Source organism: Bacillus sp. T3 (assembly GCF_033449965.1).
Taxonomy (GTDB): domain Bacteria; phylum Bacillota; class Bacilli; order Bacillales; family Cytobacillaceae; genus Bacillus_BU.
Window position 1 is genome coordinate 2,074,931 of record NZ_CP137761.1, and the last position, 14,045, is coordinate 2,088,975.

At 37.1% G+C, this 14,045-nt stretch carries 17 protein-coding genes and 1 riboswitch; of the genes, 9 read left to right on the forward strand and 8 right to left on the reverse strand.

From position 1 onward, the window contains the following. Window positions 1-56 precede the first annotated feature (56 nt). From RGF10_RS10780 to RGF10_RS10790, 3 genes are all read left to right on the forward strand, one after another. Complete coding sequence (locus RGF10_RS10780) at window positions 57-440, forward strand: carboxymuconolactone decarboxylase family protein (RefSeq protein ID WP_318509009.1); 384 nt, start codon at window positions 57-59, stop codon at window positions 438-440. A 271-nt stretch (window positions 441-711) separates the two neighbouring features. Further along, window positions 712-2,091: a branched-chain amino acid transport system II carrier protein gene (brnQ, locus tag RGF10_RS10785; RefSeq protein WP_318509010.1), complete on the forward strand. Its 1,380-nt coding sequence runs from the start codon at window positions 712-714 to the stop codon at window positions 2,089-2,091. Between the two features lie 294 nt (window positions 2,092-2,385). Continuing rightward, window positions 2,386-2,580: a hypothetical protein gene (locus tag RGF10_RS10790; RefSeq protein WP_318509011.1), complete on the forward strand. Its 195-nt coding sequence runs from the start codon at window positions 2,386-2,388 to the stop codon at window positions 2,578-2,580. A gap of 21 nt (window positions 2,581-2,601) precedes the next feature. Here the strand turns inward: RGF10_RS10790 and RGF10_RS10795 are convergent, their stop codons facing one another. Next, window positions 2,602-3,420, reverse strand: a complete 819-nt coding sequence (locus RGF10_RS10795; protein ID WP_318509012.1) for a basic amino acid ABC transporter substrate-binding protein — start codon at window positions 3,418-3,420, stop codon at window positions 2,602-2,604. A gap of 398 nt (window positions 3,421-3,818) precedes the next feature. Here RGF10_RS10795 and RGF10_RS10800 point away from each other — a divergent pair, with 398 nt between their 5' ends. Then, entirely contained in the window at window positions 3,819-4,928 is a 1,110-nt protein-coding gene (locus tag RGF10_RS10800) for an NAD(P)/FAD-dependent oxidoreductase (RefSeq protein ID WP_318509013.1), read from the forward strand. Beyond that, window positions 4,921-5,919, forward strand: a complete 999-nt coding sequence (locus tag RGF10_RS10805; protein ID WP_318509014.1) for a DUF3231 family protein — start codon at window positions 4,921-4,923, stop codon at window positions 5,917-5,919. The genes RGF10_RS10800 and RGF10_RS10805 overlap by 8 nt, the downstream gene beginning before the upstream one ends. Before the next feature lie 136 nt (window positions 5,920-6,055). On the opposite strand, the gene RGF10_RS10810 is transcribed toward RGF10_RS10805, so the two are convergent. Together RGF10_RS10810 and RGF10_RS10815 are read right to left on the reverse strand one after the other, a co-directional pair. Further along, on the reverse strand, window positions 6,056-6,526 hold the full coding sequence (locus RGF10_RS10810) for a DUF4231 domain-containing protein (protein ID WP_318509015.1): 471 nt from the start codon (window positions 6,524-6,526) through the stop codon (window positions 6,056-6,058). A 101-nt stretch (window positions 6,527-6,627) separates the two neighbouring features. Further along, a complete protein-coding gene (locus tag RGF10_RS10815) occupies window positions 6,628-7,176 on the reverse strand; it encodes a hypothetical protein (RefSeq protein ID WP_318509016.1) in 549 nt (182 codons plus the stop codon). 308 nt (window positions 7,177-7,484) lie between these two features. Here RGF10_RS10815 and RGF10_RS10820 point away from each other — a divergent pair, with 308 nt between their 5' ends. Further along, window positions 7,485-7,955, forward strand: coding sequence for a flavodoxin family protein (locus RGF10_RS10820; RefSeq protein WP_318509017.1), 471 nt, complete (start codon window positions 7,485-7,487; stop codon window positions 7,953-7,955). A 62-nt stretch (window positions 7,956-8,017) separates the two neighbouring features. Here RGF10_RS10820 and RGF10_RS10825 read toward each other — a convergent pair whose 3' ends face one another. Then, window positions 8,018-8,254, reverse strand: coding sequence for a hypothetical protein (locus tag RGF10_RS10825; RefSeq protein ID WP_318509018.1), 237 nt, complete (start codon window positions 8,252-8,254; stop codon window positions 8,018-8,020). 186 nt (window positions 8,255-8,440) lie between these two features. Here RGF10_RS10825 and RGF10_RS10830 point away from each other — a divergent pair, with 186 nt between their 5' ends. The 3 genes from RGF10_RS10830 (at window position 8,441) to RGF10_RS10840 (ending at window position 10,813) form a co-directional block, all read left to right on the forward strand. Then, window positions 8,441-9,886 carry a DEAD/DEAH box helicase gene (locus RGF10_RS10830; RefSeq protein ID WP_318509019.1) on the forward strand — a complete coding sequence of 482 codons (1,446 nt, stop codon included), beginning with the start codon at window positions 8,441-8,443 and terminating at the stop codon, window positions 9,884-9,886. A gap of 35 nt (window positions 9,887-9,921) precedes the next feature. Then, window positions 9,922-10,218 carry a hypothetical protein gene (locus tag RGF10_RS10835; protein ID WP_318509020.1) on the forward strand — a complete coding sequence of 99 codons (297 nt, stop codon included), beginning with the start codon at window positions 9,922-9,924 and terminating at the stop codon, window positions 10,216-10,218. A gap of 190 nt (window positions 10,219-10,408) precedes the next feature. Then, a complete protein-coding gene (locus tag RGF10_RS10840) occupies window positions 10,409-10,813 on the forward strand; it encodes a hypothetical protein (protein WP_318509021.1) in 405 nt (134 codons plus the stop codon). A 78-nt stretch (window positions 10,814-10,891) separates the two neighbouring features. Here RGF10_RS10840 and RGF10_RS10845 read toward each other — a convergent pair whose 3' ends face one another. The 4 genes from RGF10_RS10845 to RGF10_RS10860 are packed head-to-tail and all read right to left on the reverse strand — an operon-like array spanning window position 10,892 to window position 13,575. Continuing rightward, complete coding sequence (locus RGF10_RS10845; RefSeq protein WP_318509022.1) at window positions 10,892-11,740, reverse strand: energy-coupling factor ABC transporter ATP-binding protein; 849 nt, start codon at window positions 11,738-11,740, stop codon at window positions 10,892-10,894. Between the two features lies 1 nt (window position 11,741). Next, on the reverse strand, window positions 11,742-12,530 hold the full coding sequence (gene cbiQ / locus RGF10_RS10850) for a cobalt ECF transporter T component CbiQ (RefSeq protein WP_318509023.1): 789 nt from the start codon (window positions 12,528-12,530) through the stop codon (window positions 11,742-11,744). Next, window positions 12,517-12,831 carry an energy-coupling factor ABC transporter substrate-binding protein gene (locus RGF10_RS10855; protein WP_318509024.1) on the reverse strand — a complete coding sequence of 105 codons (315 nt, stop codon included), beginning with the start codon at window positions 12,829-12,831 and terminating at the stop codon, window positions 12,517-12,519. The genes cbiQ and RGF10_RS10855 overlap by 14 nt, the downstream gene beginning before the upstream one ends. Continuing rightward, on the reverse strand, window positions 12,832-13,575 hold the full coding sequence (locus RGF10_RS10860) for an energy-coupling factor ABC transporter permease (RefSeq protein ID WP_318509025.1): 744 nt from the start codon (window positions 13,573-13,575) through the stop codon (window positions 12,832-12,834). A gap of 169 nt (window positions 13,576-13,744) precedes the next feature. Continuing rightward, a riboswitch (cobalamin riboswitch) is annotated at window positions 13,745-13,939 on the reverse strand. Between the last annotated feature and the right edge of the window lie 106 nt (window positions 13,940-14,045).

A 14,045-nucleotide genomic window follows, 5' to 3' on the forward strand; every position in this document is an offset into this window, starting at 1 on the left:
GATTGCTTGGAATAAAATCTCCAATAATCTTCATACTAACGAAGGATTATGACAGAATGGAGATGTTTAATTTGGATGAGTTATTTCCACGAAATGATACTGAAGCCGCTTTGCATGAATATAAGCTTGGACTAGGAACATTTACACAAAAAATGCCGGAAATTGCAGAAAAGTATAATGATTTCACTGCGGCATGCTTTAAGGACGGGGTCCTGTCACAAAAAGAAAAACAATTGATTGCATTGGGAATTAGCGTGTTTTCACAGGATGAATTTTGCATAATATATCATACAAAAGGGTGTTTGGATCAGGGGGCAACCGAGGAAGAAATATTAGAAACGCTTGGTGTAACGGTCGCATTTGGCGGTGGTGCAGCAATGAGTCAAGCAGTTACCCTTGTGCAGGAGTGTATCACTGATTTAAAGCAAATCAAACAATAAGATATTTTAAAATAATAATAACGTTCAGTAAAATAAAAAGATTTCAATAAGGTAAATGGTCCAGCTTGAAGAGTGTTGGTACCGTTTACCTTTTTTTATTATGGGTATAATTGAGTTTTATCAGCTTTTCATTTATTTGTAATTGTCGAAAAAATCTTTAAAATAATATTGTATTTTGATCACAGTCATAGTAATATTATCGTAATATATCAAATCTTGTCGAATTGAATTGCATTGCATAATCATATTGGACATCAATGGGGGTTACCTTATGGATAATAAATTACCATTTTCAAAGTATTTTGTTGTTGGAGTTATGTTGTTTGCATTATTTTTTGGCGCAGGAAATTTAATTTTCCCGGCTTCACTTGGTCAAAGTGCAGGTACGAATGTATGGATGGCCGTTTTAGGATTTCTCATCACTGGAATTGGTTTACCATTCTTAGGGATTTTAGCAATGGGTGTTTCAGGAAGTAAAAACTTACAAGAGCTTGCAAGCCGAGTTCATCCAATTTATGGAGTTGTTTTCACTGCCGTATTGTATTTAACAATTGGACCATTTTTTGCAGCACCAAGAACAGGAGCAGTGGCATACGATATCGGTATTGCTCCATTTGTTGGTGAAAGCTTTGGACAAGCTGGTCTAATCGTGTTTACATTGTTATTTTTCGTTGTCACACTTTGGTTTTCATTAAATCCTGCTAAAATCGTGGATAATGTTGGTAAAATATTATCTCCAGGTATCTTAATTCTTTTAGCTGTTTTATTAGTTATGGTATTCGTCAAACCGTTAGGCTCAATCGAAGCTCCTCAAGCCTCTTATGCAAACGGCTCGTTCGTCAAAGGCTTCATGGAAGGCTATAATACAATGGATGCTTTAGCTTCACTTGTGTTCGGAATCATTGTCATTAACGCGATCCGTGCAATGGGTGTCACTTCAACTCGTGGCGTTTTGATGGCATCGGCTAAATCAGGGATAGTGGCAACCGGATTTCTTGGTCTAATCTATGTTGGTGTTGCTTATTTAGGGGCTACTAGCATTAATCAATTCGGTCTTTTAGAAACTGGCGGACAAATCCTTGGGAAATCAGCGTCCTATTACTTTGGTACAGCTGGAACAGTTATGCTTTCTATTATTATCATCCTTGCTTGTTTAACAACTAGTATTGGGCTAATCACTGCCTGTGGGGAATACTTCAATACGTTATTTCCGAAAGTTAGTTACAAAGTGTGGGTTATTTTCTTCTCAACGCTATCATTTGGAATTGCGAATTTTGGTTTAGCAAACATTATTAATTACTCAATTCCTGTTTTAATGTTTTTATATCCATTAGCTGTAGCATTAATGCTCTTAACCTTCGTTTCGAAGTTCTTTAACCACGCTCGAATGGTTTATGTAGCGGCTATCGGGGTTACCTTCTTAATCAGTATTATTGATGGATTAAAAACCTTCTGTGCGTTGTTTGGTTTGGAATATTTCGGCTGGATGAAGCCTATTGTTTCATTCTATGAGAAGTCATTGCCGTTATACAATGAAGGGTTAGGCTGGCTAATACCAGTTATTGTTGCGATAGTGGTAACGGGTGCGATTGCTCATGTACAAAAAACATCTGAAAATCGTATCCAAAACAATACCGAAAAAGCAGCTTAATCTATTGAAAAGAGTAAACCTCTCCGATTTGGAGAGGTTTTTTCGTACGTTACAGCTATGGCTCGGATTTGTTTTGCAAACTGTGGGTTGAGCAGGGGATATAGGTTGCTTTTGTACATATGGGGAATTTAACCGCAGTGGATATTTGCGATTCGTGGAAACGTCCGTAAGAGAGTCTCATTCGGACAAACTGAGGAATGCACTATTTGGAAGTGTCCGCAAGAAGGCCGCAAAAGGACAAAATGAGAACCGCAACACGAAGAAATGTCCGCAAGAAGGGTGCATACGGACAAAATGAGAACCGCAACACGAAGTAGTGTCCGCAAGCAAGGATCAAACGGACAAAGTAAGAACTGCGATACGAAGAAATGTCCGCAAGCAGGCCGCAAACGGACACACCGAGAACAACAACCCGTACGATTGTCCGAAAGAGGACCGCAAACGAATAGGGCACTTAAGAAAGTAAAAAAGGATGCCGATTCATTTTGAACGGCATCCTTTCTAATAATATTATTGTTGTTCTTTTAGCTTTTCAATTTTTGGCTCAACACCAAACCACTCTTTGTAGATTTTTGAATATGTGCCATTATCAAGAACTGTGTTAAGTGCTTTATCTAAATCAGTTTTTAGCTCACTGCCTTTTGGTAATAATAAGCCATAGAATTCAGCCGCGAATGTATTTTCATCTTCAATTACGACAAGTTTGTCATTTGGATTGTTTTTCACATATTCCTCAACGACTGTGTTATCCGCAACAACGGCATCAACACCACCATTTTTTAATTCCATAATCGCTAATGGGATGTTTTCAAACTTTTTCACGTTCTCACTATTTGTTCCTAATATACCCTCAACTGCATCTTGTCCAGTTGTACCGTTTTGAACAGCAACTTTTTTATCTTTAAGGTCTGCAGCTGTTTTAATATCGCTACCTTCTTTTACCATAATCATATTTGTTGATAGGAAATATGGAACAGTGAAATCATAGGTTTGCTTACGATCATCATTAATTGTAATTGCTGAAGCAGCTAAATCTGCTCTTTTTCCTTTAATTTCAACGAAAATTGGATCCCAACCTACGTTATCCATTTGAACTTCATATCCAGCTTCTTTTGCGACAGCATTGATTAAATCAACATCAAACCCAACGATTTCGCCTTTGTCCATATATTCAAATGGGGCATACTCTGCAGCTGTTACAACACGAAGCGTTTTCTTAGTATCAGAACCACCTGTAGCTTCGTCTTTTTTATCAGCTGAACCGCATGCAGCTAGGATAAAAGTCAAAGATAATAATAGGGCAAACATCATCATAAATTTTTGTTTCATTGTGAAAAAAACCTCCTATTTTACATGGATGATCATACAATCATTCTAGTAATTTGTTTTTTGATATTCCTTATTGTAATCTTTGTTGCTTATTTATTCAATACCTTGCATAAAAATTCTTTTTGTAAAATAGTAATTTTATTTTGTCTACGTTTAGCAACCTAAAGTGGAAGAATCAAAAACGAGAATTCTCATTTTCGTTTCATGCACTAATTACTCGCTTCATAATTTCCCTCCTCGAAATTTATCATGCCACAATTCATGTAAGAAAATTACCTAAAAATTGGTTTATGCTTTTACCAAAGGGAATGTGATTCCAAATAAATGGAAAAAGTACATTTATCACGTTGGATATGGGAATGCTTCTATTGTACAAAAAGATTAGGAGATGGTTTCGAGTGGATATTGCCATTATGGGTGCAGGATTATCTGGACTCGCATGTGCCATTACCCTAGAACAGAATGGAGTTACCCCTACAATCTTCGAAAAACGAAGTAAAGTGGGGGATAGATTTGTAAATGGCGAGGTGCTGTTATCGATTTTTAATCTTCCTACTCATGACTGTATTGCATTTATGTCAGAAAAGTATGGGATTAACCTTAAACCATCAGCTAACATTCAAAAAATGATTCTTTCTTCAAAAAATGAAAAAACAACTATTGAGGCCCAATTGGGATTTACTAATATTCGCGGTCGAGAAGAGAATTCATTTGAAGCACAATTAGAAAGCCAGACTATGTCGACGATTCATTACAACTCTGAGAAAACCTATGAACAATTACTAAAAGAATATACCCATGTGGTAATGGCAACTGGTGATGGCGATTACGCAAAGAAAACTAGAAATTTTCGAGAGGATTTGACCGTTTCTATTAAAGGGGCAACAATTGAAGGGAGTTTCGATCAATATACGGTCATGGCATGGGTTGACTATGATTTAGCGCCATATGGCTACGGATTCCTTATTCCATTTTCAGAAAAGGAAGCATCAATTTCGGTGGCTATTCCGGATTTACCTAAAAATAATAAAGTAAATATCGAAAACCAATGGAATCTGTTTTTCAAAAAAGTAAGTTCTGATTTAAAGCAAACAATGAAGGTGACCGATCAGTTTCAAGTGACCGGCTATCCAATTGGAATCTGCCATTCTGCCCGAATCGGAAATACCTTTTATGTGGGAAATTGCTTCGGTAGCATGATGCCGTTCATGGGTTTTGGCCAATATGCAGCACTTCTAAGTGGGGTGTATGCAGCCTATGACTTATGTGGGTTGGGAAAATATGAGGAATTAATGAAACCACTGCGCGAAAGCTATGAGAATTCACTTGTTTTAAGAAGAATGATGGAGCTGTTGAATAATAAAGGGTTAGATAGAATCATTCATGGCTTGGAAGGCTATTGGGGTGAAAAAATATTTAATACAAAAACGATCGATCCATTAAAGGTCGCTAGTTATTTGTTACGACCGTATCTAAAAATAAAAAAAGGAGGGAGCATGTTTGAGTAATTCTGATTCCATTTCTTTAACATCTTCTGAACTTGGTTATCTCTGGACCGGATTTTCAATAAATGAATTGTCAAGATGGTTTTTAATCACTTTTCATGAACAAGCGAAGGATAATGATGTAAAAAATATCTACGCCAATGCTTTAGAAATTGCTGATAAGCTACTCGTAGGAAGGGAAAAACTACTTTCCAAAGAAGGATATCCCTTGCCAATTGGGTTTTCGGAAACTGATATCAATAAAAACGCACCAACTCTTTTTACTGACCGTTTTTTGTTAACATATATGTTGATAGGTTCGCAGCTTGGACTTGAATTCCATACTCGCGCATTGGGTTTCTCTACTAGGGAAGATGTTAGGAACTATCTATCTGAATGCTTAGAAGATGCAGTTCAATTAAATGGAAAAGTAAATGACCTCATGTTGAATAAAGGTATATATTGGCGAACACCTACCCTTCCAGCTCCTAAGAGTAACGAAAAAATTCACAAATCCAGTTATCTTGATGGATGGTTAGGAGATACTCGGCCGATGAATAGTATGGAGATTGCCAATCTATATGTGGTCATTGAACTTTTGATTATGATTGAGACCATTTGTATTGGTTTTGCGCAAATGTCAGAAGAAAAGAATATGACGGAGCTATTTTTATCTGGCGGCACACTAGCTAAAAATCAATATCATTCCTTGTATGAGCTATTGACAAAGGATGGTTTACCGATTCCACCTACCTATACATCAGAGATGACCGATTCAAATACTAGAGTCTTTTCTGATCGGATTATGGTTAGTCATTTGGCGGGTTTGATTGGATCATTAATCTCACAATATGGATTTGCACTTGGGTCTGTCATGAAACATGATTTACTTGCAACCTATTCTTCCTTGATTAGTAAGGCAGGTGCGTTTGCTGAGAAGCTCACTCGAATCCTTATTGATAAAGAATGGCTCGAAAAGGTACCAGGAGCGATCTCGCGTAAGGACATCGACTAAATAAAGGTGAGGATTCAAGTGCCTGAGTCAAACTATTAAGGTTTGGCCCGTGGCACCTGAACATCCTACTGTTATTGATACCAGTATGTTAATAAAATTGCTTAAAGCCTCTTTGCCTCGAAAAACAATCCGAACATTATCGTCCTTTTTCCTCTGAATCTGTTAAATTTTGTTCTTCCTTTATTTTAGACCATGTTTTGACATCGTCATTGCAAATACTTTGAAGTCGATCTTTATAGCGGACAAGAGTCTGAATTGAGATCTTTTCCTCAGGCATGCCAGCAATATAAAAATTAAGATCCCTTTTTAGCTCCTGCAAACTTGTTAACGTTTTGACATCCTTTATCCATAAGCTTCTGTGATTGTAGAAACCCTCAATTCCATTAAAAATAGTAATAAAGGCAGATAACATAAGAGCGAAATCGGAAATAAGGTTGTTCTGAATACTTTTTAAACCTAATAAAACAGTGACAAGAGCAGAACCGACGATTGAAGTTGTTTTAAGGAGTATCGCTTTATTTTTATGGCGCTTCCTCCTTTGTTCAAACATCATTATGTTTTCGTCGATCTCCTTTAGTAGAAGGACTAATTTTGTTTCGGTCTGCATACTTAAATATCCCCTTTTGAAATTGAAAATAAGGGAAAATTACTTCCTTTTGATAAAGTATGCAGACCGTTCCATTGGTGACTTGATGTCACATGAAATGTTTAAGCCAATAAAATATGGAATACACCCAACAGAATTGAAATAGTAATTAAAAATAGATGTGATTTCCGAGCGTTTTTTGATTTTTTGTTTTTGTTTAGGACTGTACCAAATAGTGCAGCAGTGAGTAGAATGACAACCGAACCGATTCCGGTGAACGTATTTAGTTCAAACTCGGCTTCTGTAAGTAGCATCGAAATACCATGTGAAATTCCTAACAGCAATGCAAAACTTCCGATTAATACATGATATTTACCTAAAAATTTTGAGATTGAAATAATCATTTCCTTCAAACTTGGTACAGTGGTAATTAACCTTTTCGTGGATCTTCTTAATGGAAAAATAACACCGGCTGTCCCCATTGCGATGGCGGTTCCCCAACCAACAGTTTTACCGATTTCCTCTAGTGCTCCCTCTTTCTCATTATTTTCTCTGAAGTCTTCTTTATATTCGTACACATCATCATCATCTGCAAAGACATAATGGCTACCAACATTGAAAACAAAAGCGAAAAGTATGGCAATAAATAATAATTGAATAGGTTTTTTCATCACTTAAACCTCCGATTGTTAAGCTTATTGGTTATAGGATATCCAATTAATCTGGAAAAAGGATGAAATTTGGACATGTTTAAAGCTCAAATCATCTATTCCTTGCTGACATGTATGTTTGCTTGATAGATAGTAGATTAACAGGATTAAGGAACAAGCTTATCCAAATAATCACTTCTAACGAGATTTACTATATAGCTTGATGTAAAATAAAATATGAAAGCTACTGTACCTTTTTAACCCATATAAACTTTGCATTTACTTTGAACGTTTTGGTAGTAGGGCTAATAAGAGAAAGGTGAAGAGAGATGAAGATTGGGGTTATTATCCATTCTCAGACCAATCATACCTATTTTGTGGCTCAAAGATTGAAAGAAGAGCTCTCTGCAACAGGACATTCAGTTTCTATTGTCAAAATAATCGCAGCAAACGATCGAGAGCAAGACATTAATAAAATTAAACTAGAAAATACACCAGATGTTTCTGAATACGATGGTATTATTTTCGGAGCACCAGTCAGAGGTTTTGCATTATCGCCAATTTTAACAGCATATCTTACTGGCATGAATACACTTAGAGGTAAAAAAGTTGAATGCTATGTGACTCAATTTTTTCGCTATCCTTGGATGGGTGGGAATCGAGCAATCAAGCAAATGAAAAACATATGTGAAGAAAAAGATGCTAATGTGATCGGGACTGGAATAATAAATTGGTCAAGCAAAAAGCGCAAGGTCCAAATTGAACAAATGGCAGAAAAACAAAAACAATTGTTTGTTTAAAAAGATGTAAAAAGCTTGGGGGTAGAATGTGCTTTAGCCCCCAAGCTTATTTGTGTGCTGAATTATTCAGTCTTGAAAAATCCCAATGCGTATTTAATGCCTTCTTCAATATCGTTTGTTTCATAACCAGATAAATCTTCATGGGTAATTTCTAAAGTCGTCCTTGTTAATGAATAGCCGCTGTCCAAATTTATATCAAGCATCACTTCAAACCCGTCTGCTGTTTGTGATATTTGGATAATGTCATAATCACGAATCGGCGTACCTGTTTCGTATTCTAACGGCTCTAATTCAAACATAATAAACACCTCCTCTTTATTGCTCCAAATCCTATTTAGGTTATACAAATCAAAAGTCAGATATTCTCGATAAAAATCGCTATCGAAAGCTTTTCATGTATAATGGAATCTAATCAGATTTTGCATATGAATAATTCACTGTGAGAACATATATAAGTCGGATAATATAAAAAAAGAGGTATATACATGAATGAATCAAGCTTTGAGAATTATGGATTAAGTGCGGAAATAACAAGAGCGTTAGCTGTATTGAAATACGATACGCCAACGGAGGTTCAAAAAGAAGTGATCCCGAAAGCATTGGAGAATCAAGATCTTGTCGTAAAATCGCAAACAGGAAGTGGCAAGACAGCAGCCTTCGCTATTCCGATTTGTGAGTTAGTCCAATGGGAGGAAAAAAAGCCGCAAGCATTAATCCTTACCCCTACACGTGAGCTAGCTGTTCAGGTTCGAGAGGATATCACGAATATTGGAAGGTTTAAACGAATTAAAGCATTGGCTGTCTATGGAAAAGAACCATTTGCCAAACAAAAGGAAGAACTGAAACAAAAAACACATGTCGTTGTCGGGACACCTGGTCGAGTGATGGACCATATTGAAAGAGGTACATTGGTCTTAGATGCGATTAAGTATCTTATTATCGACGAAACGGACGAAATGTTAAATATGGGATTTATTGATGAAGTGGAAGCGATTATCAATGAGCTCCCATCAAATAGGGTAACGATGATGTTTTCTGCTACTTTACCTAAAGATGTTGAAAATCTATACCATCGATATATGCAAAGTCCAATTAGCATTGAAATAGAGGCAACTGGTATTACAACCGATACGATTGATCATTCTGTAATCGAAGTGAAGGACGAGAACAAAATCTCTTTGCTTAAAGATCTTACGGTTGTTGAAAATCCTGATAGCTGCATGATTTTTTGCAGGACGAAAGAAAATGTTGAGTCAGTATTTAAGGAATTAGAAAGTGCTCATTATTCTTGTGAAAGACTCCACGGAGGCTTGGAGCAAGAAGATCGCTTTGCGGTTATGGATGGCTTCAAAATGGGCAATTTTCGTTATTTGGTAGCAACCGATGTAGCAGCACGAGGAATTGATATTGATAATGTGTCACTTATCATAAATTATGATGTTCCAATGGAAAAAGAGAGCTATGTTCACCGCACAGGAAGAACTGGTCGAGCTGGTAATAAAGGAAAAGCAATTATGTTCGTGACTCCATATGAAGGAAAGTTTCTTAGAGGAATTGAAAGATACATTGGATTTGAGATCCCGGTGATGGCTCCTCCTACTCAGGAAGAGGTTGAAAGGTGCAAAAAGGCGTTTGAAGAAAAACTCAGCGGGAGACGCGCTGTGAGAAATAATAAAACCGCACGAATCAATCAAGATATTATGAAACTCCATTTCAACGGAGGGAAAAAGAAGAAAATTCGCGCCGTTGATTTTGTCGGAACCATTACGAAGATTCCAGGTGTAAGTGTAGATGATATAGGAATTATTACGATTCAAGATAATTTGTCTTATGTGGATATTCTTAATGGAAAGGGTTCATTAGTCTTACAAGCCATGGAGAATTCAACAATCAAAGGGAAGAAGCTGAAAGTGAGCAAAGCAAGGAAATAACACATAGTAGATTCACTTTGAAAAGGATGGGAAAAATGAGCGATACAATAACAAAATTACAAAATCTACACAAATCAACGCAAAAATTAGAGGCGGCTTTACAGGAGTTTTGGGGCTTAGTTGATGAATTAGAGGAGGATAAGGAGTTCTCTGGATTCACTAAACAAAAGAACGCAAATAAGCTAAGTTCCAATTCAAATCTAGTGGTGCTAGCAGAAAAAATAGCTGAATTTAAATCCTGCTTGGATGAAATTCCCGAGGACGGAACGGTAGTGATTGATTTTGAAGATGCATTATCTGAACTGACGGATCTGATCAAGCAAAACAAATAGGATTGTAGGAGCAAGTACAAACAATTTTCTTTGCTGTATTTTCTTCTTACATTAACGAGATTTTTTTCCAAAATAGGTGTAAAATAAGGGTGAGAAATACTACACAATTAGACTTGCTTCTAATTATAATGAAGGAAGATGGGAAGCATGAACAAAGAAAAAATGTTATCCTACGGAACCTGGTGCTTTGTTGGCGATTATTGGATTAGGCGCAGTCGGTTGTGGAATGATGTTGATGGTGCAGCCTGATGGTGAAAGTATTGGTTTGTCGTTGAATCTTCTTGAAAATACACCATTTGAAGACTTTATGATTCCAGGAATTGTCTTATTCTCTATTAACGGAGTGGCTAGTCTTGTTGGCGCATTTTTATCCTTTAGAAACCATCGATATGCCGGGTTAGCAACGATGATTCTTGGGGTTGCGATGATTATCTGGATTACAGCGGAGGTATATTGGATCGGTGGGGAAAGCTTCCTACAGCCGACAATGTTTGCAGTGGGACTTGCTGAGTTGATATTAGGATTTTACCAGCAAACTCAACACCCTGATTATCATGGATTTTTTAAACATCAACACCATACTCATGCTCATTAGTTCTTACAAATACGAATAACCTTAAATAGTTAAAACCGATAACGATCAAATCGTCATCGGTTTTTTTATACCATTATTTTAATAAGGGATTGGTTTGCACTCCATTCTCTGAAATAATTCTTCCTTATTCCGTGGGACGGTATGTGTATGATCGGCCAAACCCGCTTCAATCATTGATTGAAATGTTTCAAACACCCATGGTTTTTCCAAATATGCCTGTAGCAAAAGGTGTTCTTGGTGAAAAATGTTTACCGGGTCGCCTTGGTAAATGATGTTTCCGTCATTCATGATTATGATTTCATCTGCCCACTCGTAGGCAAGATTTACATCGTGTGTTGAAAGGATAATTGTTTTTTCAGGCTGATGAAGTGAATCTAACAGGGCTACGATTTGTCGAGAATAGTATGAATCTAGGCCAGCTGTAGGCTCGTCAAGGATCCAAACATCGGGATCCATTGCCAAAATTCCAGCAATGGCAACGCGCTTTTTTTGCCCTAAACTTAGGAAATGTGTAGGTTTATCTTCAAGATCTAAAACATCTGTTTGCTTCATCGCCCAATTCACTTTTTCATGGACCTCAGTCAGTGGAAATCCTAAGTTAATTGGACCGAATGAAATATCCTGCCTAACATTAGCTGAAAATAACTGAATATCTGGGTTTTGGAAAACGATTCCCACCTGTCTCCGTAACGACAATAAGGACTTGCGGTCATAGCGCATTGGCAGACCTTTATAGCTAATCCGACCTGAAGAAGGCTGTAACAATCCGTTTAAATGAAGAAATAAAGTTGATTTTCCAGCACCATTATTACCGAGTAAAGCAATTTTTTTACCTAATTTGATGTTGAGATTAAGATTGTTTAATGCTCTTTTTCCATCGGGATATTGATGGGTTAGGCAATCGATTTCAAAAATATGATCTGTCATCCTACAGAAGCCTCCAACTATTTAGATAAATGAATAACACGCTAACTTGAATCCCGATGATGATACACCAATTGATTGGGGATAAATGGTACGTATTTTCATAAGAAGGGATATGTTCCTGATAGCCTCTTGCATCCATCGCCATCGTTAACTGCTTGGAGCGCTGAAATACACTAACAAATAAAACAGATATAAGATAACCAAAGGAATGGATTCCTCTACGAATGGTGCTATAACCTAACCTTGCATTTTGTGATTGATAAATATCGAGAGCTGTTTCGATAAAAATAAAAACATAACGATAGGTCAATTCGATCAATTCAATCAAAAGAATGGGTAATTTCAGCTTGCGTAGAACCATTAACAAATCCGTGATGGGGGTAGTCAACGTCAAGAAATATAAACTGCTAATCCCACTTAAAACAACAACAACTAGTTTTACCGATGTCCAAAAACTTTCTTCACTAATAAATATTTGCCAATCTCCTATTGGCGATGACCAGCAAATATCTGTTGGAAATACATTTCCTTTTGTAAAATGAATTAGTATCGTGAAAACACTACTTAGTAAAAATACCCCAGGTAGAATAAGTAATTTAGCATAATAGAAGACGGGGATTTTCGCAGCAAAAATAATTAATGAACTCATCACGATAAACGTAATGAGAGCCACCAATATATCCCTAACAAGTAATGAAAACAATAAAAGGGAGAGTGACAGGATCGTTTTTTCAAGCGGATGAACCTGTTTAAGACGGTTAATATAAGCATACTTATCAATGAGCAGCATCTGATGTCTGATCCTCTTTTTCTGGACTATTGGATTGCTTCTTTTTCTGATGCATGGATCCAATGAAATACCCGATAAAGCCTGCACCAATCGCTGCTTGAAGTGCAAAAAGCAAGCTTTCTGTTTCCCTGCCTGGGGGCTCCCAAATGTTTGTAAACCAAGCTTTATAGTTTGGTTGAATTTCAGAAATGGCTGCTTTGGCTTTGCTGTCTGCTCCGCCAAAATCTGTTTCTTTGATCGTTAGTAATGGAACCATTACTAGAATGATAACGAGTGAGAGGAGGAGTATACTTCTCTTCATTTATCGAACCTCCTTGGATATAACGCCAAGAAATTTTAACTCTTGCAGATTATATTTTTTCAAAAAATTCATAACGACAACAGTGAGGAGTCCTTCACTGATCGCTAACGGTATTTGCGTAAAAGCAAAAATTGCAGCAAATTTTGTAAAGGATGCAATGACTCCACCTACTTCTGATGGAAATGCCAATGCCAGCTGGAAGGATGTGACCAAATATGTACCTAAATCGCCCAACGATGCAGCTAAGAAAACAGCTACTGATAAGGACCATCCTAATCTTGTCGCAGCTTTAAAAATAAAAAAGGAAATAATGGGTCCACAAACAGCCATCGCGAACGCATTTGCCCCTAATGTTGTTAGACCTCCATGGGCTAGCAATAGCGCTTGAAACAAGAGTACAATCGAGCCAATCACGCTCATGGCAAGTGGTCCAAATAAAATAGTTCCTAAACCGACTCCTGTCGGATGGGAAGAACTTCCCGACACAGAAGGCAATTTAAGGGCGGACAAGACGAAGACAAAAGCACCAGAAAGACCAAGCATCATTTTCGTTTCGGGATTTGCCTTTACTTTGGCCTGTATCGATCGGTAGCCTATTATGAGGAAGGGAAGGGTGATAACCCACCAAAATATTGCCCATTCTATCGGTAAGAAGCCCTCCATAATATGCATAGCAGCGGCTTTATTTGGAACAATCCAAATGAAAAAAACAAAATAAATGATTTTCCAGTTAATCTTATACATAATTTCTCCTTTCAAACTTCTAAAATTGCAAAGCATAAGTGGTGAGGAGAAATGGCTGGCAAATAAAAAGCACTTCTTTCGAGTTGAAAGAAGTGCTAAAAGAACAGTAAATAACAAAAGGTAAAAAAACCAAATCTACTTGATCTGCACACCCATCCTCGTAGGTTGAAACAGTTACACGCTTCATGGCAGGTCTCCTGGCTTAGGATCATCGTCTTATTACATCCTTCCCATCAATGATTGACAGTGGATCTAATTTTGTAATCAGACTCCTCATTACAGTGGCGGGAACGTGCCGGATTTGCACCGACTTCCCTTTTAAGCTAAATCATTAACATTTAGCACCATTAAGCATATGAAGTTTTTGAAAATTTCTAATTTATCTTACCATGAGGTTAAGTTTCTATCAACAAATTCTAATTTACTTTGACAAAAATAGTAATCTTTCACATTAAAAAGGAGAGATTCGA